Consider the following 24,478-nt stretch of genomic DNA (forward strand, 5'->3'; position numbering starts at 1 on the left):
GCGCTGCCTGTCGCGCTGGCATGGGCCGCCTGTGCGATGGCGGGACCGGCTGCGGCCCAGGCGCCCGCCGCGCCCGTGGCCGGCAATGCCGACGCCGCCCGCCAGAAGGTGTCGATGTGCATCGGGTGCCACGGCATCAAGGGCTACCGCGCCAGCTTTCCCGAGGTCTACAGCGTTCCGATGATTGCCGGGCAGAACGCCAAATACATCGAAGCCGCCCTGAAGGAATACGCATCGGGCGCGCGCACGCATCCGTCGATGGTGGGTATTGCCAAGAGCCTGTCCGATCAGGACATCGCCGACGTGGCGGCTTACTACTCGACCCTGAAATGAGACCCGGCATCATGACTTTCCTTACCCCCCTCATCAAGTCGCTGTCCCTGGGCGCCGCGGGCGCGGCCCTGGCCATCCTGTCGACCGGCGCGCAAGCGGCGGGCAGCGTGGCTGCCGGCAAGGCCGTGTTTGAACGCGTGAACTGTGCGTCCTGCCATGGCGCGGATGCCAAGACGTCGATCGACCCCAGCTACCCGCAACTGGCCGGCCAGCATCCGGATTACCTCAAGCATGCCTTGAAGGCCTACCAGCGCGGCCAGAGCAACGCTGCGCCCAGCGCCAACGTGCGCAAGAACGCCATCATGGGCGCATTCGCGGTCCAGCTGTCCGACAAGGACATCGAAGACGTGTCGGCCTACCTGGCCAGCCTGCCGGGCAACCTGGCGGTGCGCAGGTAACTTCCGACGTCGGATCTGCCAGCAACGTCGGCAGACGGGATCGGTAAGAAAGGAGCCTGCGGGCTCCTTTTTCCATGGCCTGGCGCGGCGCGCTGCCCAGGCACGCCATTGTCGAGCCGGGAATGGTCCTTGCGCCATCGTTCTCAGGACTGTGAAGCATCCGGGCTCCTAGAGTGTTCCGGACCCTTCGATAACCCAGGAGAACACCATGACGCAGAAAACCACGACCCTGACCCCCGAAGAGTCGGCCATTGCCAATCGCGACCTGAAAGGCCAGACGGCCGGTTCGACGGTAAGCACCGCGCCGGTAACCGGAACGGTACCTGCAGGAACGACTCCCGTGGGAACCACGCCAGTGGGTACAAACCCCGTGGGTACGACGCCGGCCGGGGCGAATCACCCCAAGACGCATGCCAGCGCCGAGCCGGGTGACCCGAACATCGAAGAAGACGCGACCCTGCCTCACGCGGGCTCGCCCTTCAAGGACATCAACCGCGGCAACCGCAGTTCGATGGACGAGTAAGCTGCAGGCGCCTTGATAGCGCCTCGTGAAAAAGTCCCCGCCGGCGTTGCGCTGGCGGGGACTTTTTTTTATTGCAGCGTCAAAGAAAGGAAGCGTGTCGCCGCCAGAACAGCCCGACGTCGCGCGACGCCGCCCGCTACTTCGCTTCCGCAGGCCGGATCCCGAACGCCATCGACACCGCGGTGGCAAGCGCCACCGACGGCACGGATACGTGGCTCTCGTTATCGAAGGTGCGGTGCATGGCCACCAGGTTGCGCGACGACAGTTCTTCGAGCCGCTCCGCCAGTTCCCGGGTGCTGTCGACCATGCGCCGACGCCCCCGGCGCCATTCCAGGTTGCCGGTTTCGGTGGCCGACCCGCGCAGTTCGCGTTGCAGCAGGGTCTGTTCGCCTTCCCCCACGCCGATCAGCAGCCGTGTCTCGCGCGGCAGGGCGGTGGCGTTCACCTTGCGGGTAAAGGCCTGCTCTTCCTTTTCGATGAACCGGTTGTTCCACCAGATCGACGGGCTGGACGCCACGTAGGTCGAAAACGCCTGCGGCCGCGTATACAGCGTGTGCAGCACGAACAGGCCGCCGTAGGAATGCCCGAACAGCGTCTGGCGGGTGCGATCGATCTGGAAGCGGCGTTCGATCCGCGGCTTCAGGTCGGATTCGATGAAGTCCAGGAAGGGGTCCGCGCCGCCGTATTCCACGACAGGGTAGGGCGTGCCATCCAGGCGCATCTCGGGCGGGCCAGGCGGCGCCTTGGGCGTGAAGTCATATTCGCGCCGGCTGCGGTCGGGATAGCCGATCGCCACGATCACGCCGGCTTCCAGCGGGCAGGGGTAAGCGCACACCTGGTTGCGCAGCATGTCGGTCGCCATTGCGAAGTAATGGCTGCCGTCCAGCACGTACATGACGGGCCAGCCCGCCGCAGGCGCCTTGCCCTCCGGCCACGAAACCATGATCCGGTAGTGCTGCGCAGACTTGGTGGTGACGGTCTCGACCATCGAGCGCGGCACGGTATAGGGCGCGTCGTCGGCAGGCGCGGCATGCACTTGCAGCGCCAGGAGCGACCCGCAGGCTAGCAGCAGGAAACGGTGGATCGTCGGAAGCATGGGGGCGGGGATCCTGGTGCGCACGCCGGTCAACGGCTGGCGCGTTGCTTGATGAGATCGATATAGGCTTCCGTATCGAGCGGCGTGCCCAGGCGCTGCGACTCCCACACCACCTGGCCCAGGCATTCCATGACTTCATGGGCGGCCTGGTGCGCATCGGTGCGCTGGGCGAGCGCCTGGTAGGCCGCGCGAATGCCCGGAGGATGGTCGATCGACAACTGCTCGGCAATGGCCAGATGCATCGACAGGTGCAGGAAGGGGTTGGTGCGGCCGGCGTCGACGCTGTAGTCGGCAGTCAGCGCCTCGACGTTTTCGAGGTCACCGTGGTATTCGGGGTGCTCGAGGATCCAGTCGAGCGCCTGGGCTTCTAGCGGCGTGAGAATTTCATTGGCGCGTTGCTTGCGCCACGCATCCACGAAAAACTGCCGAACCTGATCGCGAGAGGGATTGAACATGATCGATATATTGTACTGGTTGGTGGGTTCACAAGGCGTGTCCAGTGCCTGCTCTCCCTCGTAAGGACGGGGCCAACGTGGCGCTGGCGCCATGAATACGCGATAATCCTCGCCTGCGCGCCGCCGGCCTTCGCCAGCAGTGCTTCAAATGTCCGCTCGGAAAGACAAACGCATGTCCTATCAGCACATCCACGTCCCGGCAGAAGGCCAGAAAATCACCGTCAACGCGGATCGCACGCTGACCGTGCCGGACCAGCCCATCATCGCGTACATCGAGGGCGACGGCACCGGCGTCGATATCACGCCGGTCATGATCAAGGTGGTCGATGCCGCGGTGGCCAAGGCCTACGGCGGCGCCCGCAGCATCCACTGGATGGAGATCTATGCCGGCCGCAAGGCCACCGCGCTGTACGGCGATGGCGTCTGGCTGCCCGACGAAACCGTCGACGCGCTGCGTGACGTGGCTGTCGCCATCAAGGGTCCGCTGGCCACGCCGCCTACCGGCGCCTACCGGTCGCTGAACGTGGCGCTGCGTCAGAAGCTGGACCTGTATGTGTGCCTGCGTCCGGTGCGCTACCTGCGGGGCGTGCCGTCGCCGCTTACCCGTCCGGAAAAGACCAATATGGTCATCTTCCGCGAAAACTCCGAAGACACGTATGCCGGCATCGAATACGCGGCCGACACGCCCGACGCGCAGGCGCTGATCGAATACCTGCAGTCCCGGCTGGGCGCGAGCAACATCCGCTTTCCGGAATCGTCGGGCATCGGCATCAAGCCGGTGTCCCGCCAAGGCACGGAACGGCTGGTGCGCCGCGCGATCCAGTATGCGCTGGACCACGACCGCCGGTCGGTCACGCTGGTGCACAAGGGCAACATCATGCGATTTACCGAAGGGGCGTTCCGCGACTGGGGCTACGCCCTGGCCAAGGCGGAATTTGGCGCCGAGGTGATCGACAGCGGGCCGTTCTGCCGCATTCGCAACCCGCGCACGGGCCGCGACCTGATCGTCAAGGACTGCCTGATGGACAGCTTTTCGCAATTGATGGTGACCCGCCCCGTGGAATTCGACGTCATCGCGACCCTGAACCTGAACGGCGACTACCTGTCGTCCGCGCTGGCCGCGCAGGTGGGCGGGGCGAACATCGCGCCGGGCGCGAACATGAGTGATTCGGTTGCCGTGTTCGAAGCCACGCACGGCACCTCGGCCAAATACGCCGGGAAGGATTACGTCAATCCCGGCTCGGAAATCCTGTCGGCCGAAATGATGTTGCGGCACCTGGGATGGGGTGAAGCCGCCGACCTCATCATCCGGTCCATGGAACGCTGCATTCTCGACAAACGGGTCACGTACGACTTCGCGCGCCAGATGGAAGGCGCGACGCAGGTGTCGTGCTCCGGCTTTGGGGCTTCGATGATCGAACGGATGTAAGCCCGGTTCAGGTGGGCATCGGGCATGCGTAAAAATTACATGCAAGCATGTATATTCTTATGCATGCCGTCGTTGGTGCAAGTTAAAGAATGCCGAAGATCTTGAGCAGGATCAACAAACCAAACGGCACGCCAAGCAGCCACAGAATGATCATCTTCATAGGGAATCTACCGATTTCGAGTGAGTGGAAGCTCATCAATGCAAGATGGATGCCAGACGCGCCGCAAGCAGGCATTGGTTTTGCTAAAGCATGAGACGGCCGTGGGCTGTGTCCAAGGAATCACTACATGTTTACTACGCTAGAAGCGTCGGCGCGCTCCACTGCGGGCGGCGACACGGGACCGGCATTGGCCCTGTCGCGGTCCCGGCTGGTTGACCGAGCCCCGGCGCCTCAGGTGTCGGCCCAACTGCCGGAAATGTCAGCCGACGCCATGCGCGCCGCTGAACTGCGGGCCGGGCTGCTGAAGCGATCCGCCACGATCGATCCCAAGTTCCTCTATGACACCCAGGGCTGTGTGCTGTTCAACGCGATATGCGAGCTGGACGAGTACTACCCCACGCGCACCGAGCGGGCCGTTTTCGAGATGTACCGCACGGATATCGCGTCGCACGTGCCCAAGGCCGCTCAGTGGATCGACCTGGGCTGCGGCGATTGCGCCAAGTCGCGCACCTGGCTGGAACATGTCGACGCCAGCCGCTTCATCGGCGTGGACATCGCAGCGGAATGGATCGAGCAGTCCGTCGCGGCAGTGGGCCGCCGCTTTCCCGACATCGAATGCCTGGCACAAGGCGCTGACTTCACGCGCGGCTTCGACATGCATGCCTTGCTGGGCGATGTCGAAGCCCGGCCACCGCTGTTTTTCTACCCGGGCTCGTCGATCGGCAATTTTGCGCCGGACTCGGCCGTGACCATGCTGGAATCCGTCCGGAGCCACCTGGGCAGCCGGGGCGGCCTCCTGGTCTGCGTCGATCTGCGCAAGGATCCCGCAATTATGAAGCGCGCTTACGCCGACGGGCTTGGCGTGACGGCAGCGTTCAACAAGAACGTGCTGCGCGTCGCCAACAAGCTGCTGGGTAGCGATTTTCGGACCGAAAACTTCTCGCACCAGGCTCGCTTTGACGAGGTCCGCGGCTGCATCGAAATGCGCCTTGTGGCCAACAGCAAGCAGTTCGTGCGCCTGGGGGGCGAGATTCGGACCTTCGAAGAGGGCGAGCCCATCGTGACCGAGCACTCGTACAAGTACACCCCCGAACAGTTCGTGACCGTACTGCAGCGCGCGGGATTCACGCGCCACAAGATGTGGACCGACCCGCAGTCGTGGTTCGGTGTGTTCCTGGCGAGCGCATGAGCGCATTGCCCCAGCCTTTGCAGACGGGCGTGCGCCAGGAACGCCTGCTTGCCCGGGCGCGTGAAGTCAGCGCAGCGACATTGCACTTGCTTGACGGGCTGAGCCCGGAAGATTGCATGCTGCAATCGATGCAGGATGCCAGTCCGCTCAAATGGCATGTGGGTCACGTCACCTGGTTCTTCGAAACCTTCCTGCTCGAGAACGGCCGCGCCGAATTCGCACCGTTCGACCCCGCCTTTCGTGAGCTGTTCAACTCCTACTACGTAGGTGTGGGCGCCCGCCATCCGCGCGGCGAGCGAGGCATGCTGTCACGCCCGCCGCTGGAGCGCGTGCTGGCCTACCAGTATTCGGTGCATCATCAGCTGTTCGAATGGATGGCGTCGACGCCGTTGTCGGACGACGCCCTCGACTTGATCGAACTCGGCATCCATCATCAGCAGCAGCATCAGGAACTGATGGTGACGGACCTGAAGCATCACTTTTCCCGCAATCCTGCCTACCCGGCCTATCGGCCGGAGCAGGGCGTCGCCCGCGAGGCCGCCGCCATCGGCATCGCGTCCGCGGCCACTGTGCAACGTCCGCCTGCGTCCATCAAGGCGCCGCTCCGGTTCATCGACATGCCCGGCGGCCTGGTGGAGATCGGCAGTCAGGGCGAGGGCTTCTCGTTCGACAACGAGCGGCCCCGTCACCCCTATTGGTTGCAGCCGTACGCCCTGGCCAGCCGGCCGGTCAACAACGCCGACTATCTGGCTTTCATGCTCGATGGTGGCTATGCATCTCCTGAATGGTGGCTGTCCGAGGGGTGGGACGTGTGCCAGCGCGAAGAGTGGCAGGCGCCCTTGTATTGGGTCCGGCGAGATGCCACGTGGCTGGCGTTTACGGCACAGGGCCTGTCGCCGATCGATGGCAATGCGCCGGTCTGCCACCTGAGCTATTTCGAGGCCGATGCGTTTGCCCGGTGGGCAGGGGCGCGCCTTCCTACCGAGCAGGAGTGGGAAGCAGCGGCGGCGCAAGTCGATCCGGCGACGGCCGCGGGGGACTTTGCCGAAGACAACCATTTCCACCCGCGTGCGTTGTCGGCCGCAGACACCGATGTTTCCACAGGCTTCCAGGGACTGTATGGTGGCGTCTGGGAATGGACCCAGAGTGCCTACCTTCCGTATCCCGGCTTCCGGATTGCCGAGGGCGCCGTCGGCGAGTACAACGGCAAGTTCATGATCAATCAGATGGTGCTGCGTGGCGGCTCGTGCGCCACGCCCCGCAGTCACATTCGCGGCACCTATCGCAATTTCTTTCCCACCAGCGCGCGTTGGCAGTTCTCCGGACTGCGGCTGGCGCGCTGATTCCGGGCGACGCCGCTGGCAGGTGCGCCAGACGGGTCGTCCGATGTCCTCCTTCCCCGATTCTTGGAATGTTTACTGATGTCCTTTACGCCTGCCTCTTCTGATTCCGCAACCGGCTTGCGGGTCCTGGTGGTTGACGACCATATGGACGCGGCCGAAGCGCTCGGCATCCTGCTCGAGGTGTTCGGTCACGACGTCAAGACGAGCTTCGACGGCCAGCAGGCGGTCGAGACCATCGTTGCCTGGCGACCCGATCTCGTGCTCATGGACCTGTCTTTGCCGCTCATGGACGGGTACGAAGCCGGCAGACGTATCCAGGCCCATGTCGCGGCGCATCCTGACTTTCCGCTGCCCTACATGGCTGCCTTGTCGGGCTTCAGCGGCGACGCCGAACGCGAGCGCACCGCGCAGTGCGGCTACACGCGCCACCTGGTCAAGCCGGTCGGACCGGATCAACTGAAAGCGGTGATTGCCGAGGCGGCGCGCCACCGGGATGCGCGCGGCGCGACGCCGGCAGGATGAGCTGGTACGGAGCTTGCAACCTGCTTGTCGTACCGACTGCTGCAGGCAGCAGCCTGCAGCTGAATTCCTGATCATTGCAAGGCGAATCACATGACTGACGACAAACCCAATACCAAAGCGCAGCCCGGCAATACCGTCACGCAAGACCACAAGGGCGACGCCCGTCCCAAGCTGCCGCACGAACACGACGAATCGGATCACAGCCAGCAGAGCGATCCGCGCGGCATCATGAAGCAGGCGTATGACGATGTGCAGTCGGGCCAGGAAGACACCGACCTGCACGGCTCGCGGGGTCAGCGCCAGGACACGGTTCCGCCCAATGAGCCGACCAAGGACTGACGTTCTTGCGGGCGTGCTGAAGCGCCCGCTTTATCGGGCGCGGGCGCGGCGGCCACCCGACGTTTCGACATCCTGGCCGAGCACCGCGCCGCAGTTGGCGTCGCGTCCATAGCCGGTATCAACCAGCGGCACAAGCCCGGTCGCCATGGATACTCCCGAAATGCCCGATGCGCCTGGCAGGCCGGGCGCGACCGACCCCATGGCAACGGCCCGGTCTGCCCGGACATCGGGATAGGCGAAGGTACCCATGATCGCGATCGGCGATCGCGCGACGGCAGGCGCCGCCTCCTTGACAGTTTCCTTGACGCCCTCGCGCGTCGTCTCCCTGACAACCTCTTTCACGACCGGCACCAGTCGCAAGTCCAGCCGTTCGTCGGCGAACGTCACCGTGCCCTGACCACCCAGACGCGCATCCGGCGTGTCGATCATCAAGGTCTGCGTGCGGGCCACCCCTTTCTGCACATCAAACGCGGCGACCGCGCAGCGCAGTACCGTCCGCTTTTCCGGCCCGATCAGATGCAACAGGGCGGGGCCGGTATCGACCACCAGACCATCAGTCACCAGGTTCGACAGATTGCCGCCGGCCAGCACCAGGCCGAACGCACCATTGGCGCTGCCCAGCATGTCGCGCAGCGTGTCGCCTGATCCGGTCAGCCGGATATCGGCGCCCATCATCCCGTCGCTGCGTTTCAGGCTGCCAGCATCGGCAAACATGCGGCCATAGCGCGCCTTCTGCAGCGTCCCGGTCACGGCGGCCTGGGCGGGCGTCGACCGCGCATCGAAGGTGACCTTGGCCGAGAACTGTCCGCCTGCGTAACCGACCGTGAAGGGTGACAGGGTCAGCTGTCCCTGATCGATCAGCGCGCGCCCGGCAACGCTCTCGAACGACCATGTCGTGCCAGACCGCAGCACGGCCATGTCCACCTTCAGATCCGCGTCATTGGCGCGCAGCCGCGCCACGTCGAATTGCCATTCAGGCAGGACGCGGCGATCCGGTTCCGGCTTGCCACGTGGCGTGGCCGCCACCCGGGCAGATCCGCTCCGGGTGGATCCGCTCCGGTTGGCAGCGCCCGCAGGCGCCGATTTCTTGGCGGTCGTTGTCGTTCTTGCCGCCGTCGTTCTTGCCGCTGTGGTGCGCGGGCGATCGATGACAGCAGGCACCACCGGCGTCCAGCCAAACAGGGGTGCAACGTCCTGTATGTCGAACACGCGGCTGTGGACGTCGCCCGTCAGCTTGGGGCGCGCCCCACCGCGCGGGTCCCACGCCAGGTCGCCCGTCAGGTCGCTGCGCCCCAGTGACGCGGCAAACTGTGTCGCGTCCCATTTGCCTTGCGTGCGGGCCAGCCGGCCGCGGTAGGCAAACGGAGGCGTATTGGGGAACGCAATGCCAACAAAAGGCGCCAGGTTGGCCAGGGTAGGACCGGACAGGTCCACCGTGGCATCCAGACCCAGGTCCCCCAGCAGGTTCTGCATCGTGCCTTCGGCCTTGAGCCGGGTGGCGCCGACGCGCCCGTCGATACGGAAGGGGAAGGGGGTTTCGGCTTCGCGCAGCGAAATCACCGGGCCGGTTGCGAATTTGCCCTGGTAGCGCGCTGTCCCGTAGTAGCCGTTGAATTCGGCTTGCATGGTGTGCCCCTTCGCATCGGGCTTGCGCAGCGTCGTGGTCCGGATGTCAGCCGTCAGATCGAGCTGGCGATCGTCATAATCGATCAGCGCGTTATCGAGCACCAGGGCTTCGACGTCCACGTCGTTGCGTTCACGACCTGGCAGGGTCCAGTTATTGGCGCCGTTCCTGGCGCGTGCAAGGTAGACCTCGCCTCCGCGCAGCGCCAGTTGTTCGATCAGGATCTGTTTGTGCAGCGCGCGCCACGTCGACAGATGCACTTCGGCAATGTCGAGGGCGACCATCTGCGGCTGGCGGGAATCGGGCACGTTGCCGATACGCAAGCCTTCGAAGTTGAGACGGGTGGTGAAAGGGCGCAAGGCCATGTGAAAGCCGGTCAACGTGACCGGCCTTCCCAGTTGCTCGCTGGCATAACGTTCAATCGGGTACCGCAGGAACCGCCAATCGATTGCCATCGCAATACCAACGATGACCACGGGAGCGGCGACGAGTGTCGCAACAACTTTTCTAACCGACATCCATTGCCGTCCGTTGCGGGGCTTCCGCGTTGATGATGCTCAGAGTTGTTTGCGCAACTCCGCGGGAGGCACTTTCATGAGTCCACGGTACTTGGTGACCGTGCGGCGGGCGACCACCACTCCCTGGTCCGCAAGCATTTTAGTCAAAGATACGTCGGAAAGCGGATCTTCGCGGTTCTCGCTCGCAATCATGTCTTTTAACAACGCTCTGACCGCGGCCGCCGAGCATTTACCGCCGGTATCGGTTGCCAATTCGCGCGAGAAGAAGTGCTTGAACTCAAAGACGCCGCGGGGCGTCGCCATGTACTTGTTGCCGGTCGCACGCGAGACGGTCGACTCGTGCAGATTCAGTTCTTCGGCCACTTTGCGCAGCACGAGCGGTCGCATGGCGATTTCGCCGTAGTCGAAAAAGGTTTTCTGGTGCGCGACGATGGCTTCGGCGACCCGCTGGATCGTCGTGAAACGCTGCTCGACATTTTTCATCAGCCAGCGCGCTTCCTGCAGTTCCTGCGCCATCGGCGCCCGGTCGCCGCAGCGGGCGCGGCGGAACAGGTTGGCATAGGCGTGGTGCAGACGGGCACGGGGCATCACGGCCGGATTGGTCGCAATCACCCAGCGGCCCTTCACCTTGCGCACGATCACATCGGGAATCACGTGGTCGGTGGTCTGGCGGGAATAGCGGGTTCCCGGCTTGGGATCCAGGCTGCGGATCAGCTTGGTCGCAGCGATCAACTCGGATTCGTCGCAGCTCAGGCGGCGCTTCATCTCCGCAGTTTCACGGCGGGCCAGCAGATCCAGATGCTGCGTCACGATCCGGCGTGCCAGCTCGCGGCCCGGCGTGTCGGCGCCCAGCGCATCGATCTGCAGCTTCAGGCATTCGCCCAGATTGCGCGCGCCAATCCCCGGGCCATCGAGCTGCTGCACCAGCGTCAGGGCGACCATCCATTCTTCTTCGCTCGGTTCCGGATCGAAATCCAGGACGTCCGACAGCTCGGAGAAGTCCTGGCGCAGGTAGCCGTCGTCATCCAGAGCTTCGATCACGATCTCGGCCAGGGCGCGATCGCGGTCGTTCAGCCGATACCCGCACAGTTCGCGGCGCAGGTGATCGCGCAGGTCCAGCGTGGCATTGGTCCACTCACCGATGTCGTGGGCTTCGTCGTCATTGCTCGACCCGCGCTCGCCGGCGTATTCCGAGCCATAGCTTCCCAGATCGGATTCGATGGACGTGTCGTTGGTGGCAGAATAGGGGGCTTCGTCAGCCTCGGATGCGCTCGATGTGGGCACCTCGGTCAGGCTGTGGTCCTGCGACACAGGCATGCCATCCGCGTCCGTCTCGAGGGCGACTTCGTCGTCTTCCTCCAAGAAGGGATTCGAGGCCAGTGCCTGCTGTAGTTCCTGTGTGAATTCGAGCGCGGACATCTGCAGAAGCTTGACGGATTGCTGCAGCCGCGGCGTAAGCGACAACTGCTGCCGCGCACGCATATCGTAGGTGGCTTGTACCACGTTGGATCTCCCAGATGAACGGTGCCCAGGCGGGCGATAACAGACTACCGTCCTCTTGTTTGCAAGCTTCGTGCCACTTTTCAGATCCGCATGAACAGGGCATCTCCAGCCCAAGTGGTCGATTTCAGCCAGGATTTTCGCCGGTAAGTTTTACGTGAAATGTAATGAGGAACGCGGCTTGCTGTCAGGTTGCGGCCGACACGCCGCACCAGCTTGCGCGGGAGGGGCCGGCCCCGGTTGGCATGAGCTTTGCTCTGCGTGCTCATCCATACCTTCCGGTTCGTCCGCCATAACAATGACATTGACAGGTCGAGTCGTGATCGCCGCCGCTTGCGTGGTCAGCCTGTCGCATTGCGCGACACTGCCTGACCCCGAGCCTGCGACGCAAAGGTGAACCAGGGCGTGGCCGCCGCGATCATGGTCGATGACGTCGGGACCCTGAACGTTCCCAAGACCCTGTTGATCGCATGCGCGCCGGTGGCGTGCAGGTCGCCGTGTTCAACCCCGTCATAGGGGTCGTTCCGGCGCTTTGGCAGCGGCAAGTCGTCCGCACAAAAGGCGCGCGATGAAGAAGCCAGGTGTGCGGGCAAGCCCACGGCGTCCACCGCGCCATGGCGTGACACGCATCTCGAAATCCGTGGGCCTGCCGTGGCGAACATCAAAATCCATCCACATCACGATGGCCTACTTTGTCCCCGACCCAGCGTTTCTCAAGGCCCTACAATGACGTGGCGCTGTCCCGGCAGGTCACGCTGGCGCAGTGGCACAAGCGGCCCGTCAAGGACCGCGTCATGGAATTCATCTCGCGCTTTGGTGAACGCTGGCTGTAGCGCGTGTGTGTGCCAGGGTGTCACGCATGAAAAAGCCCGCACTGGTTGCGGGCTTTATTTGGTGCGGGCGTTTCTTCAAACGGCCTTTTCTTGAAGCGGGCTTTTTTTGAATCCGGTGCTGCGGCTTATTCGACCGACCCGCCGCCCGAGCCATCGGGCTTGTAGCTTTCAAGGCGGTTGTAGAGCGTCTTCAGGCTGATGCCAAGGGTGCTTGCCGCCTGGCGCTTGTCGCCATCGAAATGGGCCAGCGTCGCCAGGATGATTTCGCGCTGCGCATCGAGCAGTGGCGTGCCGATCCACACATCCAGGAAACCTTCGCGGCGCACCGCGCGCTTGTTGCGCGGCGGCTGGGTCGGGCCCGGCAGTTCTACCACCTTGTCGGCCATGATGAAGGCACGATGCACGGTGTTCTTCAACTCCCGCACATTGCCGTTCCACGAATGCTGGCCCAACGCTTCCAGCGCGCGCTTGGAAAACACCTTGCTGGTTTTCTCGGCGGCGTTGAACTGGTCCAGGAACCGCTGCGCCAACAGCTCGATGTCGCCCTGGCGTTCGCGCAAGGGGGGCACGCGTATCGGAAACACGGCCAGGCGGTACAGCAGGTCTTCCCGGAACCGGCCGTCCTTGACGGCCACCTGCGGGTCGCGGTTCGTTGCGGCAATCACGCGAACGTCCACTTCAATCTGCTCGGTACCGCCCACGCGATGGAAGGTGCCGGTTTCGAGCACCCGCAGCAGCTTGATCTGCATGTCGGGCGCCATCTCGGTGATTTCGTCCAGGAAAATCGTGCCGCCGCTGGCATGCTCGAAGTACCCGATGTGCTGGTGGATCGCACCCGTGAAGCTGCCTTTTTCGTGACCGAACAGTTCCCCTTCAATCAGCGATGCCGGAATTGCGCCGCAGTTGACCGGAATGAAGGCCTTGGCGTTACGCTGGCTCTTGTCATGGACGGTCTTGGCGATCAATTCCTTGCCGGTCCCGCTGTCGCCGACGATCAGGACGGACAGGGCTGTCTTGGCAACCTTGTCGATCTGCCGGTACAGGTTCTGCATGACCGGCGAGTTGCCATACAGCAGCCCATACGGCTGGGGAATGGCATTGGTCCCGGCCTGCGCGGCGCGCGCTGTCCCACTCCTCGGCTTAATCGACGCTGGCGCAGCATCAGCCGGAAGATTAATGGTTGGATTGGAAACATCGCCTGATTGCATCGGGTCCCTGCTAGGTCAGTATGGATTTATGCATTGATCGTACCCCGTTTGATCAGTGCCTCAAACGCGCTCCCGGTTACGGTCCGCCCGTGTTGGTAACCAATCCGTGCAAGGCTTGCTCGGTCGGGAGAAATTATACGAAAGCGTGTAAATTTTACGTTGCGCGCAATTTGCGCGGCGTGGCCATGCTGGGAAGATCCGCAGATTCTGCCGGGCCGTAGCTTGGCGAATTCACGTTCCTGCCCATTGGCACGGAAGATGCATATCAACATCAACTGCGGTACCGAGTCGGTGCTCGCAGGGCCTTGCGCGGTCAGGCCGGAGTTGCTCCGGCAAGCCTCCCAGGGCGTTGGCGGCGGGGATGTTCATTTTTATTAACGGTGCTTGTTGCACGACCTCCCGGACTGTCCGGTCCAGGTCGAGCCTTCGTCGTACACAAGGAGAAAGTCATGGTTGCCAATGCAATTGATGTGTCTTCCAAGAAAGAAAAGATCGCCAGCAACTTTCGCGGCCTGGTTGAAGGTGCGGAAGACCTGCTGCGCTCCACCGCAGCGGCGACCGGTACGGAAGTTGACAGCGCACGCAGCAAGCTGAACGCACAGCTGAGCCGTGCCAAGGGCCTCTACAGCGACCTGGAAACATCGGCCATCGACTCGTACAAGGAAGTGTCGGAAACCACCGACGCCTACGTGCGTGAGAACCCCTGGCGCGCTGTCGGCATTGCTGCCGCAGTCGGCGTTCTGGTCAGCCTGGTTGCGCTGCGCCGTTAAGCCGCACTAGGCATAATGCGGACCCTGCACCGCCTTTCGCTGCCCTGCGTCCTGCACGCAGATCGGGAAACGCGAGGCAGTCCGTGCATGAAGCGGGCCGTCACCGGTCTGCCGCATCCGGCAACGTGCCCGATGCGGCGGCAGGTGCGGCCCGGGAATCGTTAGGAGACCCGGTTTCTTGCTATCGTTTCGACGGTTTGAATGGGAAGTAGGTGGTACGCGCGCGTGGCGGATCGGACCCTGTTATAAGGGTAGCGAAGGTTCCCAGCGCGCGTTTTTACAGGTTATCGGAGTTTGCTCGCATGCCGCACGTATTGATCGTTGATGATGAACCGAACACGCGGGCCGCGCTCGCCGAAATCATCGCTGACGAGGGATTCACCACCGCCGTCGCCGGCGACCTGCGCGAAGCCCGGATCCAGATCGTGCGGCAGGCGCCCGACGTAGTGCTGACCGACCTGAAGCTGCCCGATGGCACCGGCATGGACCTGTTCAAGGAACTGGAGCCGGGCATCCCGGTGGAAGTGATTCTGATCACGGGCCACGCCAGCGTGGAAAGTGCGGTGGACGCGCTGCGCCTGGGCGCGGCCGATTACCTGGTCAAACCGATCAACATGCAGCGCCTCAAGGCGATCCTGGACCGTATCCCGCGTTCGGGCGACCTCAAGGCCGAGATCGGCTCGCTGCGCGGCGAACTGCGCCGGTATGGCCGCTTTGGCCGCATGCTCGGCAATTCCGCAGCCATGCAGCAGTTCTACGACCAGATCAACAAGGTGGCGCCCACCGAGGCAACCGTGCTTCTGATCGGTGAAAGTGGTACGGGCAAGGAACTGGCAGCCCAGACGGTGCACGAGCTCAGCCTGCGCCGCAAGCGGCCTTTCCTGGCGGTCAACTGCGGCGCGATCTCGCCCAACCTGATCGAAAGCGAAATGTTCGGTCACGAGCGCGGCAGCTTCACCGGCGCCGAACGCCAGCACAAGGGATATTTCGAACGCTCGAACGGCGGCACGCTGTTCCTCGACGAAATCACTGAAATGCCGATCGAACTGCAGGTCAAGTTGCTGCGGGTGCTCGAAACGGGCCTGTTCATGCGGGTCGGCACGAACCAGGAAATCGAAAGCGACGTCCGCATCGTGGCCGCGACCAACCGCAACCCGATGGAAGCGGTGGCCGAAGGCAAGCTGCGTGAAGATCTGTACCACCGCCTGAATGTGTTCCCGCTGCAGCTTCCGCCCTTGCGCGATCGCGGCAAGGATTCCGAGTTGCTGGCGCAGAGTTTCCTGGACGATCTGAACGCGCAGCACGGCACGACCAAGACCTTCGCGCCCGAGATGCTCGCGAACCTGTCGGCGCATTCCTGGCCGGGCAACGTCCGCGAATTGAAGAACTACGTGCAGCGCGCGTTCATCATGGCCGATGAAGGGCTGATCAGCCCGTTTGCAGCGCCCATGCAGCTGGCCACGTCGAAGGCGCCCGCAGAAACGATCATCACGATCCCGGTGGGTATGTCTCTTGCGGAAGCAGATCGTCAGCTGATCTTTGCGACGCTCGAGCAATGCGCGGGTGTCAAAAAGCACGCGGCCGAAGTCTTGGGCATCAGCCTGAAGACGCTATACAACCGCCTTGAAGAATATTCGGCTTCCGACGCGCTCGACGAATAGGCGCGTGGGGGGCAAGCGGCCACAACGACAAGGAGCCAACATGCAGGATCTGCACATGCACACCACCCCCCCGGTACCTCCCGTCAACGATCCCCCGGTCGACCCGATCGGTGATCCGCCAGGCGGCCCGGTCGGCGATCCCCCGCCCAACAATCCCGAGCCTGTCGAGCCCCCGCAGATCCCGCCTGCGCCGGTTCCTCCGCAAGGCTGACCTCCCGCCTTGCCGCTTCCTGACCAGCGCCCGCTGAACGGCACGTTTCGTGCTGTACAGCGGGCACAATGCTAATAAGGAAAACACCATGTCCCTGATTGTCGCTGCTCGATTCGACTCGTTTCCCGAGGCCGAAGCCGCTGGCCGTATGCTGTTCCAGAAAGGCTTCAAGGAAGAAGACGTGTCGATTTTCTTCGTGAACCCGGCCGGTCAACACGCCCGTCACGCCGTGGGTGGCGATCAGGCTGCAAGCGAGGGCGCCAAGGATGCGCACAAAGGCGCGATCATCGGCGCGGCAACGATTGCCGTGCTGGGCGCGGTTTTGGGCGCCGCGGTGTGGATGGTGTCGGGCATCCCGCTGTGGGCACTGATCATCTTCGTTGCAGTGGGTGCCTACATTGGCTCGCTGGGCGGCGCCATGGTGGCGACCAAACAGAACAGCAAGCGGCCCGCGCGCCCCGGTCAGGACATCGGCATGCGCCGCGCGGGCGTGCTGACGTCGGTGCGCGTCGTGCCCGATACCGAAACGCTGGCTTCGCAGATTCTGCTGCAGGCGGGCGGCAAGGATATCGAGCGTGCCGGCGGTCAGTGGAAGAACGGCGACTGGGTGGACTTCGATGCGACCAACACCCCAGTCCTGAGCGACAAGGTGCCCGCCAAGGCCACCGAGTAAGTCAGGCGAAACGACCCGGTGCGGTATGGCACGGACCGGTCTTCGTTCCAATGACGAATCGGCCGATCGGTTCGCCAGAGTTGAAAAAAAGCGCCTTCTTTTAGGCGCCTTTTCCATGTCAGACGTTGTCGTTCTCATCGTCATCCGGAATCGCATCGCCGATCCGGTCGCCGACATTGCCCTGACTGATTTCCTGTTCGTCCACGCCTTCACCCGGGATGGGTTCGATCGAGTCTGGCAGCAGATCATCGCCTTCTTCTTCGATCGAAATGTCCACCGAAGGACGATCGCCCGCTCCGCCCGAGTCGGAGTCGCTGTCACCTTGCGGCAAGCCCGCACGATCACTGCCGGTATCCGAACTGTCGCTCGGTCCAAGATCGCTGTTGGTATGGCCCGGCGGGAAGCCCATTGCTTCTGCGCCATCGTTAAGTAGGGTGCTGTTCGCCATGTTCGACTCCTGAGAAAAAAGGCCGCTGTGAGCGGCCTGAATGGAATGCGATCGTTCTTGTCGTTGAAGTCTGACCCCTGGCGGGATCAGACGTTCAGGCAATTACATGTTGTAGGTTGTCTTGGCCTGCTTCTGGCACATGTCCTTGGCGTCGCCGGACATGGCGTCACATTTTTCCTTGGCAACCTTGTAGTCAGCTTCGCGCTTTTCCTTGTTGGCATCGGCACGGACGTCGCCAGTCTTGGCAGCGGCCTTGTTGTCCACTTCAGCCTTGGTACGCTTGGCCTTGGCTTCCTTCTCGCACACGTCTTGATTGTTGCCCTTCATCGGCTTGCACAGTTCCATGGCGGACTTGTACTCAGCTTCGATCTGCTTGTCGCGCATCTTGTATGCGTCGTCAGCAGCGTGCGCGCCGACGGAGAATGCAGCGCAGGACAGCAGGGCGATGGTCAGGGTGGTTTTTATGGTTTTCATAGGGCTCTCCTAGCTTCAATAGACGGGTACATCGGGTGACCGTAATCACTCCCGGTGCATCCTTATCCTTGCAAGCCCCATGCCATGCTGCGCAGGCTTGATACAGCGCCCTTTGCAGCGCGACGTTGTAAAGCGGGTGTGCATCCGATGTAAAAAAAGCGAATGCTTGTACCTGTTGTGTATAAAGCGGCAAAAGCATGGGGTGGTCGGGCGGGCCGGGCCGGCGTGTCGATTGGACGGCTCGGCTCAAGTGGGCCAACAGGCGGCGTGGATCATGCAGCCGGATGGCGCAGTCTTGCTCACGCAGGCCGGGTCTTGCTGCGGTAATCGCACAGATCGACGATGCCGCATTCCGGGCACTTCGGTGTCCTCGCGACGCACACATAGCGCCCGTGCAGGATCAGCCAGTGGTGGGCATCCATCAGGTACTGGCGGGGCACGAATTTCAACAGCTTGGCTTCGACCTCGACGACGTTCTTGCCCGGGGCCAGCCCCGTCCGGTTGCTGACCCGGAAGATGTGGGTGTCGACCGCCATCGCCACTTGCCGGAACGCCGTGTTCAGGACCACGTTGGCGGTCTTGCGGCCCACGCCCGGCAGCGCCTCCAGCGATGCGCGGTCCGCCGGCACCTCGCCGCCGTGGCGCTCGATCAGCTGCCGACAGGTCGCCAGGACATTCTTCGTCTTGGTCTTCCAGAGATTGATGGTGCGCACGTGTTCGCCCAGCGTCTCCTCGCCCAGGGCCAGAATCCCTTCAGGTGTGCCATGGTCGGGAAAGAAGCGGCGCGTGGCAATATTCACCGACTTGTCGGTGGCCTGCGCCGACAGGATGACGGCGATCAGCAACTGGAACGGCGTTGTGTACTCCAGCTCGGTCTGCGGCGTGGGATTGGCCGCGCTCAGGCGGCGAAAGATCTCTTGGCGCTTGGTGTTATTCATTGCAGAAGGAAAAGAAAGAGGGCCGGTGAAGCCAGGCGGTGCCGCAGGAATACGCTTGCCTGCACCTGAAAGGCCCGATCACCCGGCTCGGCGCGCGCGAGCCCGTGCCAGCGCCGCGGCCAGAATGGCCTGCTTGCGGGCTTCGGCGCTGTCGGGGGAGGGCGCGGCAGCACTGTCCGCAAGCGGAACAGCTAGCGGAACGGGGGCCGTTGCGGAGGTGGTTTGAGTGCCGGATGCGGGCCCGGACCGAATGCCGGCAACAGTCGAGTCGGATGCCGGCTCCGCGATCGTTTGGTCAAAGGCCGGCGCTCCCGTCGGCGCGCCTGTTGACGCGGCCAGCGGCATTGCGTTGGGCGTCGCCTCAGGCGTCCCATCGGAGATCCCATCGGAGATCCCATGGCGCGCCGGCGACCCAGCCCCAAGGTGGCTGCGGTCGTCGTCCTGCGTCAGCCTCGCCTGCCGCAGGGTGTACCGCCGCCGTGCATCGGCTGCGTCCTGGTCCGTCCAGGCACGCGCCGGCGCCACTGGCTCCATGTGGATGCAATCGACCGGACAGGGTGCGACACAGAGGTCACAGCCCGTACAGGCCGACGGCAGGATGATGTGCATACGTTTGTTGGCACCGACGATGGCGTCCACCGGACAGGCCTGGATGCACAGCGTGCAGCCAATACAGTGCTGCTCGTCGATGCGGGCGACCCGAAGGGGCCCGGGAAGTCCCCGTTCCGCATCGAGCGGGACGATGGGCCGGTCCAGCAAGGCTGCCAGCGCGGCGACGCCGGCATCCCCGCCAGGCGGGCAGCGGTCGATGCCCGCCGCACCCCCGGCGATCGCTTCCGCATACGGCCTGCAACCGTCGAACCCGCATTTGGTGCATTGGGTTTGAGGGAGCAGGGCGTCGATACGGTCAGCGAGGTCGTGCACGGAAAAAAGCGTCAGGCCGAGTCGCGTTCGTGCTGGCGAATGAACGCGGCAATCTTCGGTTCGATGATGGTGCGCCAGCGGCGGCCCGAGAAAATGCCGTAGTGGCCACAATCCTTGGCGGTGAAGTGTTCCTTGTCCGCGGCAGGAATGCCCGAGCACAGGTCCTGGGCTGCCTGCGTCTGGCCGGAACCGGAAATGTCATCCAGCTCGCCTTCGATGGTCAACAGCGCCACGGACGTGATGTCCGCGGGCTTGACGCGCTCGCCGGCAACGTCCCACGTGCCTCGGGGCAGGGCGGCTTCCTGGAACACCGTCTTGATGGTGTCCAGGTAGTACTCGGCCGGCATATCCAGCACGGCGTTGTACTCGTCGTAGAACTTGCGATGCAGTTCCGCGTCTTCGTCGTCGCCCTTGATCAGGTCCAGATAGAAGTCGTAGTGCGACTTCGCATGGCGATCCGTATTCATGGCAACGAACCCGGCATGCTGAAGGAAGCCGGGGTAGACCTTGCGGCCGGCGCCCGGAAAGCGCGGCGGAACACGATGGATCAATTGGTTTTCGAACCACGAATAGGGCTTGGTCGTGGCCAGCGTGTTGACCTGGGTCGGCGATTTGCGGGGATCGATCGGGCCGCCCATCATGATCATGGTGCGCGGCAGGGCGGGATCGTTCTCGGTCGACATCAACGAGATCGCGGCCAGCACCGGTACGGTCGGCTGGCACACCGAAATCACATGGACATCCGGACCCAGTGCACGGATAAAGTCGCGCACATACAGCACATAGTCGTCCAGATGGAACGGGCCAGCCGAAGCAGGCACCATCCGCGCATCGACCCAGTCCGTCACATAGACGTCGTGCGAAGGCAGCAAGGCGCGAACGGTATCGCGCAGCAGCGTTGCATGGTGACCCGACAGCGGCGCAACCAGCAGGACTTTGGGGTCCTTGCGCGCCGCGCCAGCATCCTTGCCGACGCTGCGGTGGACGGCGCCGCGCTCGAAATGGACAAGATTACAGAAGGGCTTCTGGACGGCGTTCGATTCGGTCACCGGGACCTCGACGCCGTCGATCGTTGTGGTGGGCAGGTCCCAGGCCGGCTTTTCGTAGTCCTTGCCAAGCCGATACAGCAGCTCGTAGCCCGCAGCGATCCGGCGCGACACGGGGGTGTACGCGAGCGGGCTGAACGGATTGGAGAAAAGTTGTGCGCTGGCGTCGGCGAAGCTCGCAAACGGGGTCAACAGCGCGCGCTGCATTTCGTGGAGTTGGTACAGCATGGATGCTCCGGGACTGCAATATGACTGACGATTATTGCTCTGCCATAGGGATCGTGCAATGCACAATGCACACAGGCGGTGCAACTACCAGTAGTTCTCGACGGCCAGGTTGCCGGGCTTGCCCCGGCGTGAGGCAGCAAATCCCCGGGTCGCCAGCAAGTGGCGTAAATCGGACACCATTTCGGGATTACCGCACAACATCACCCGTCCCCGCACCGGGTCGAGCGGCACGCCGGCGCGGCGTTCGAGCTCGCCATTCTCGATCAAGGTCGTGATGCGCCCATTCAGTGCACCCGGCACGCTTTCGCGCGTGATCGATGGCAGGTAGATGAGTTTGCCGGGGCTGGCGGCAACCATCTCACCAAAGTAGGGATGATCGGCCAGTCCTTCAATGGTTTCGCGGTAGGCAAGCTCTTCGGCCGTGCGCACGCTGTGCACCACGATCAGATGCTCGTAGTCGTCCCATACCTGCAAGTCCAACAATACGGAGATGAACGGCGCAAGCCCCGTACCTGAGCTCAACATCCACAGGTCCTTGCCGGTCGGAAAGGCCGCCGTCGTCAGGAAACCGAAGGCAGTCTTGTCCACATAGATCGTGTCGCCTTCGCCCAGCTTTTCGAGTTCGCTGGTGAACTCACCGCCGTCGACCACGATGGAAAAGAACTCCAGGTGTTCATCATAGGGTGCCGAAACAATGGAATACGCCCGCCAGACAATTGTGCTGCCCGAACCATCGGCCGCACCGGGATCCGTCTTGGCCACGCCCAGCCGGGCGAACTGACCCGGCGCGAAACGAAATCCCTGGTCCCGGGTCGTCCGGAACGAAAACAGCTTGCCGGGCACCCAGGTCTTGACCCAGGTCACGGTCTCGGCGGTGTATTTGTCGGCACTCATGCAGGCGGCTTAGCGCTCCAGCAGCGGCAGCTTGTTGGGCTTGTCCTTCCACTCGTCCGCATCGTCCAGCGGCTTTTTGGTACGGGTGATGCTGGGCCAGCTCTTGGACAGCTCGGCGTTGATCTCGATGAAATGCAACTGGTCCTGCGGAAGGTCTTCTTCGGCCAGGATGGCATTGGCCGGGCATTCCGGGATACAGACGGCGCAGTCGATGCACTCATCCGGATCGATGATCAGGAAGTTGGGACCCTCGCGAAAGCAATCCACAGGGCACACGTCCACGCAATCGGTGTATTTGCACTTGATGCAGTTTTCAGTGACGACGTGGGTCATTCGAAGCTCCGCGGCACGCGGCGTGCCGTTGAAAAAATTGGGTTAGCCAGTGATTTTACCGGACTCGGGCGGTTTCGCCTGCATAACCCCTTGGCGCGTCCGGTCTACGCGTACCCGGAACACCACGACGGGGGTCTGCAAGGCTGCTCCGTCATACGGGTAAGCAGCGTATTCAGCCGTAATCGAGTGCTTCCCCAGGGCGATTGCGTGCTTGCAACTGTCCGTATGCGCGGGAAACGCGGCGCGCGCTGTGCTATGTTGACCGGCTCACAGGCTTGCCTGGGAGTTGCTTACCAAATCGACCGGCTGACATCCTCAGCTTGATTATCCGGAGACTGCACGATGCGAACCTCTTTGAGCGCGCTGCGCAAGAAGCTCGCCAATGGCCGCAAACTATCGATGTTGACGTGTTATGACGCGGGCTTTGCCCGCGTGTTCGACGAAGCCGGCATCGATACCCTGCTTATCGGGGATTCCCTTGGCATGGTTGTCCAAGGACGCGACTCCACGCTACCCGTCACGGTGCAGGACATCGCGTATCACACCGGTTGCGTCGTTCGCGGTGCGGCGAACGCGTTCGTGCTGGCCGACATGCCCTTCGGCAGCTACCAGGAAAGTCCTGCTCAAGCCTTGCACAATGCCGTGATCCTGATGCAGGCCGGCGCGCAGATGGTCAAGCTCGAAGGCGGCGCCGAAATCGCACCTACCATCGAACTCCTGACCCGCAGCGGCATTCCGGTGTGCGGGCACATCGGCTTGATGCCATCCCATGTGCACGCGCTGGGGGGCTTTCGGGTGCAGGGCAAGGAAACGGCCGACGCCGACCGGATCGTGGCCGACGCGCAGGCTGTTGAAGCCGCCGGCGCGGCCATGCTGGTCATCGAAGCCGTGCCCGACGCCGTTGCACGACGCGTGTGCAATGACACCACGCTGCTGACCATCGGCATCGGCGCCAGCGCTGCCTGCGATGGCCAGGTGCTCGTGCTGCACGACATGCTGGGCCTCACGCGCAGCCCTGCCAAGTTCGTGAAGAACTACATGGTGGATGTGTCGGGTGGCGGCGACGCCGTCCTGCAGGCGGCGCGCCGGTACGCCCGGGAAGTCGAAAGCGGCGTCTTTCCTGGCGCAGAACACGTCTACGGCCTGACCTCCGGGTCTGTCGCCGGTCTTTATGGCAGCTCGCCCAACCCTGAAGCGGCGACACCCGGAGCGGCACCATGATCATCACTTCTCTGCTCGACACCGACCTCTACAAGTTCACGATGATGCAGGTCGTCCTGCATCAGTTCCCCGCCGCGCAGGTGCAGTACAAATACAAGTGCCGCACGCAGGGGGTCGACCTTCAGCCCTATGTGGACGAGATCCGCGACGAAGTGCGGCAGCTCTGCGCGCTGCGCTTCACCGACGAAGAACTCGACTACCTGGGCAGCATGCGCTTCATCAAGAGCGACTTTGTCGACTTCCTGCGGCTCTTCCATCTGCCCGAACGCTGCATCTCGATCGAAAAGTCCGCCAGTCCCGGCGAGCTCGACATCATGGTCGAAGGCCCGTGGCTGCACACGATCCTGTTCGAGATCCCGGTCCTGTCGATCGTGAACGAGGTGTACTTTCGCAATACCCAGCTCGCGCCGGCCTACGAAGAAGGTCGCGCACGGCTGCAGAGCAAGGTGCAACTGGTCCGCAGCGACCCCGACCTCAAGGAATTCCGGGTGGCCGATTACGGCACGCGCCGCCGGTTTTCCAAGCGCTGGCACGAAGAAGTCATGGTCACGCTGCGCGACACGCTCAAGGAAAACTTCGCGGGCACCAGCAACGTGTACTTCGCCATGAAGCACGGCCTGACGCCGCTCGGCACCATGGCGCACGAATACCTGCAGGCCTGCCAGGCGCTCGGCCCGCGGCTGCGCGACTCGCAAACCTACGGCTTCGAAGTCTGGGCGCGCGAATACCGGGGCGACCTGGGTATTGCGCTGTCCGACGTCTACGGCATGAGCGCCTTCCTGCGCGACTTCGACATGTATTTCTGCAAGCTGTTCGACGGCGCGCGCCATGATTCGGGCGACCCTTTCCAATGGGGGGAACGCCTGATCGCCCACTACCGCCAGAATCGTGTGGACCCCCGCACGAAAACGCTGGTGTTCTCCGACGGCCTGACCTTCCCGCTGGCAATCGAACTGGCCAAACGTTTCGCCGGCCGTTGCATCACGGCGTTCGGTATCGGCACCAACCTGACCAACGACCTCAGCTATCAACCGCTCCAGGTCGTGATGAAGATGGTCCGGTGCAACGGCCAGCCTGTGGCCAAGGTGTCCGACACCCCCGAAAAAACGATGTGCGACGACAAGGCCTATCTGGCCTATCTGCGGCAGGTCTTCGAAATTCCGGCAGAATGAAAAAAGCCAGGCGGT

Annotated in this window: 26 protein-coding genes and 1 pseudogene; 15 read left to right on the forward strand and 12 right to left on the reverse strand. The window is 63.2% G+C overall.

All coding sequences use genetic code 11. The features are described from left to right. Window positions 1-36: 36 nt before the first annotated feature. From IE116_RS25025 to IE116_RS25035, 3 genes are all read left to right on the forward strand, one after another. Window positions 37-333 carry a c-type cytochrome gene (locus IE116_RS25025; protein ID WP_229828923.1) on the forward strand — a complete coding sequence of 99 codons (297 nt, stop codon included), beginning with the start codon at window positions 37-39 and terminating at the stop codon, window positions 331-333. Between the two features lie 32 nt (window positions 334-365). Next, on the forward strand, window positions 366-731 hold the full coding sequence (locus IE116_RS25030; protein WP_373303112.1) for a c-type cytochrome: 366 nt from the start codon (window positions 366-368) through the stop codon (window positions 729-731). 208 nt (window positions 732-939) lie between these two features. After that, complete coding sequence (locus IE116_RS25035) at window positions 940-1,254, forward strand: hypothetical protein (RefSeq protein WP_189616542.1); 315 nt, start codon at window positions 940-942, stop codon at window positions 1,252-1,254. 136 nt (window positions 1,255-1,390) lie between these two features. On the opposite strand, the gene IE116_RS25040 is transcribed toward IE116_RS25035, so the two are convergent. Both IE116_RS25040 and IE116_RS25045 read right to left on the reverse strand, forming a co-directional pair. Beyond that, window positions 1,391-2,350: an alpha/beta hydrolase gene (locus tag IE116_RS25040; protein WP_189616543.1), complete on the reverse strand. Its 960-nt coding sequence runs from the start codon at window positions 2,348-2,350 to the stop codon at window positions 1,391-1,393. 29 nt (window positions 2,351-2,379) lie between these two features. Continuing rightward, the gene (locus IE116_RS25045; protein ID WP_189616544.1) at window positions 2,380-2,805 is read right to left on the reverse strand and encodes a DUF1841 family protein; all 426 of its coding nucleotides are present in this window, start codon (window positions 2,803-2,805) and stop codon (window positions 2,380-2,382) included. A 172-nt stretch (window positions 2,806-2,977) separates the two neighbouring features. Between IE116_RS25045 and icd the strand changes: the two genes are divergently transcribed. The 5 genes from icd to IE116_RS25070 all read left to right on the forward strand — a co-directional run bounded on the left by icd (window position 2,978) and on the right by IE116_RS25070 (window position 7,787). After that, window positions 2,978-4,234 (forward strand): NADP-dependent isocitrate dehydrogenase, encoded by a 1,257-nt coding sequence (icd, locus tag IE116_RS25050; RefSeq protein WP_189616545.1) that lies wholly within the window; start codon window positions 2,978-2,980, stop codon window positions 4,232-4,234. Between the two features lie 287 nt (window positions 4,235-4,521). Then, on the forward strand, window positions 4,522-5,583 hold the full coding sequence (gene egtD / locus IE116_RS25055; protein ID WP_189616546.1) for an L-histidine N(alpha)-methyltransferase: 1,062 nt from the start codon (window positions 4,522-4,524) through the stop codon (window positions 5,581-5,583). Further along, window positions 5,580-6,926, forward strand: coding sequence for an ergothioneine biosynthesis protein EgtB (gene egtB, locus IE116_RS25060; RefSeq protein WP_189616547.1), 1,347 nt, complete (start codon window positions 5,580-5,582; stop codon window positions 6,924-6,926). Before egtD ends, egtB begins: the two co-directional genes overlap by 4 nt. A 78-nt stretch (window positions 6,927-7,004) precedes the next feature. Then, window positions 7,005-7,448: a response regulator gene (locus tag IE116_RS25065; RefSeq protein ID WP_189616548.1), complete on the forward strand. Its 444-nt coding sequence runs from the start codon at window positions 7,005-7,007 to the stop codon at window positions 7,446-7,448. A gap of 90 nt (window positions 7,449-7,538) precedes the next feature. Beyond that, window positions 7,539-7,787 (forward strand): hypothetical protein, encoded by a 249-nt coding sequence (locus IE116_RS25070; RefSeq protein WP_189616549.1) that lies wholly within the window; start codon window positions 7,539-7,541, stop codon window positions 7,785-7,787. Window positions 7,788-7,817: 30 nt separating this feature from the next. Here IE116_RS25070 and IE116_RS25075 read toward each other — a convergent pair whose 3' ends face one another. Both IE116_RS25075 and IE116_RS25080 read right to left on the reverse strand, forming a co-directional pair. After that, window positions 7,818-9,929: an AsmA family protein gene (locus tag IE116_RS25075; protein ID WP_189616550.1), complete on the reverse strand. Its 2,112-nt coding sequence runs from the start codon at window positions 9,927-9,929 to the stop codon at window positions 7,818-7,820. A gap of 39 nt (window positions 9,930-9,968) precedes the next feature. After that, window positions 9,969-11,432, reverse strand: a complete 1,464-nt coding sequence (locus tag IE116_RS25080; RefSeq protein WP_268249251.1) for an RNA polymerase factor sigma-54 — start codon at window positions 11,430-11,432, stop codon at window positions 9,969-9,971. A 689-nt stretch (window positions 11,433-12,121) separates the two neighbouring features. Here IE116_RS25080 and IE116_RS25085 point away from each other — a divergent pair. Further along, window positions 12,122-12,262, forward strand: a complete 141-nt coding sequence (locus IE116_RS25085) for a hypothetical protein (protein WP_189616552.1) — start codon at window positions 12,122-12,124, stop codon at window positions 12,260-12,262. A 125-nt stretch (window positions 12,263-12,387) separates the two neighbouring features. Here the strand turns inward: IE116_RS25085 and IE116_RS25090 are convergent, their stop codons facing one another. Continuing rightward, window positions 12,388-13,470, reverse strand: a complete 1,083-nt coding sequence (locus IE116_RS25090; RefSeq protein WP_189616554.1) for a sigma-54 interaction domain-containing protein — start codon at window positions 13,468-13,470, stop codon at window positions 12,388-12,390. Window positions 13,471-13,919: 449 nt separating this feature from the next. On the opposite strand from IE116_RS25090, the gene IE116_RS25095 reads away from it, so the two are divergent. The 4 genes from IE116_RS25095 (at window position 13,920) to IE116_RS25110 (ending at window position 16,785) form a co-directional block, all read left to right on the forward strand. After that, window positions 13,920-14,240 (forward strand): ElaB/YgaM/YqjD family protein, encoded by a 321-nt coding sequence (locus IE116_RS25095; protein WP_189616556.1) that lies wholly within the window; start codon window positions 13,920-13,922, stop codon window positions 14,238-14,240. A gap of 302 nt (window positions 14,241-14,542) precedes the next feature. Continuing rightward, window positions 14,543-15,901 carry a sigma-54-dependent transcriptional regulator gene (locus tag IE116_RS25100; RefSeq protein WP_189616558.1) on the forward strand — a complete coding sequence of 453 codons (1,359 nt, stop codon included), beginning with the start codon at window positions 14,543-14,545 and terminating at the stop codon, window positions 15,899-15,901. 55 nt (window positions 15,902-15,956) lie between these two features. Then, on the forward strand, window positions 15,957-16,112 hold the full coding sequence (locus IE116_RS25105) for a hypothetical protein (protein WP_189616560.1): 156 nt from the start codon (window positions 15,957-15,959) through the stop codon (window positions 16,110-16,112). Between the two features lie 88 nt (window positions 16,113-16,200). Next, entirely contained in the window at window positions 16,201-16,785 is a 585-nt protein-coding gene (locus IE116_RS25110) for a hypothetical protein (RefSeq protein ID WP_189616562.1), read from the forward strand. 118 nt (window positions 16,786-16,903) lie between these two features. Here IE116_RS25110 and IE116_RS25115 read toward each other — a convergent pair whose 3' ends face one another. From IE116_RS25115 to fdxA, 7 genes and pseudogenes are all read right to left on the reverse strand, one after another. Further along, a complete protein-coding gene (locus tag IE116_RS25115; RefSeq protein WP_189616564.1) occupies window positions 16,904-17,233 on the reverse strand; it encodes a hypothetical protein in 330 nt (109 codons plus the stop codon). 102 nt (window positions 17,234-17,335) lie between these two features. Further along, on the reverse strand, window positions 17,336-17,707 hold the full coding sequence (locus IE116_RS25120; RefSeq protein ID WP_179589926.1) for a hypothetical protein: 372 nt from the start codon (window positions 17,705-17,707) through the stop codon (window positions 17,336-17,338). A 299-nt stretch (window positions 17,708-18,006) separates the two neighbouring features. After that, window positions 18,007-18,645, reverse strand: a complete 639-nt coding sequence (gene nth / locus IE116_RS25125; RefSeq protein ID WP_189616566.1) for an endonuclease III — start codon at window positions 18,643-18,645, stop codon at window positions 18,007-18,009. Window positions 18,646-19,091: 446 nt separating this feature from the next. After that, a pseudogene (locus IE116_RS26025) lies at window positions 19,092-19,584 on the reverse strand (RnfABCDGE type electron transport complex subunit B); the annotation flags it as partial. Next, window positions 19,581-20,843: a polyhydroxyalkanoate depolymerase gene (locus tag IE116_RS25135; RefSeq protein ID WP_189616571.1), complete on the reverse strand. Its 1,263-nt coding sequence runs from the start codon at window positions 20,841-20,843 to the stop codon at window positions 19,581-19,583. The pseudogene IE116_RS26025 and the gene IE116_RS25135, both read right to left, overlap by 4 nt. Before the next feature lie 84 nt (window positions 20,844-20,927). After that, window positions 20,928-21,737 carry a ferredoxin--NADP reductase gene (locus IE116_RS25140; RefSeq protein ID WP_189616572.1) on the reverse strand — a complete coding sequence of 270 codons (810 nt, stop codon included), beginning with the start codon at window positions 21,735-21,737 and terminating at the stop codon, window positions 20,928-20,930. A 9-nt stretch (window positions 21,738-21,746) separates the two neighbouring features. Continuing rightward, window positions 21,747-22,070: a ferredoxin FdxA gene (fdxA, locus tag IE116_RS25145; RefSeq protein ID WP_179589916.1), complete on the reverse strand. Its 324-nt coding sequence runs from the start codon at window positions 22,068-22,070 to the stop codon at window positions 21,747-21,749. Window positions 22,071-22,412: 342 nt separating this feature from the next. Here fdxA and panB point away from each other — a divergent pair, with 342 nt between their 5' ends. After that, window positions 22,413-23,291: a 3-methyl-2-oxobutanoate hydroxymethyltransferase gene (gene panB, locus IE116_RS25150; protein WP_189616574.1), complete on the forward strand. Its 879-nt coding sequence runs from the start codon at window positions 22,413-22,415 to the stop codon at window positions 23,289-23,291. Next, window positions 23,288-24,463, forward strand: coding sequence for a nicotinate phosphoribosyltransferase (pncB, locus tag IE116_RS25155; RefSeq protein WP_189616576.1), 1,176 nt, complete (start codon window positions 23,288-23,290; stop codon window positions 24,461-24,463). Before panB ends, pncB begins: the two co-directional genes overlap by 4 nt. Window positions 24,464-24,478 lie beyond the last annotated feature (15 nt).

Origin of the sequence: Pigmentiphaga litoralis, assembly GCF_014651835.1 — a bacterium.
In the GTDB taxonomy this organism is placed as follows: domain Bacteria; phylum Pseudomonadota; class Gammaproteobacteria; order Burkholderiales; family Burkholderiaceae_B; genus Pigmentiphaga; species Pigmentiphaga litoralis.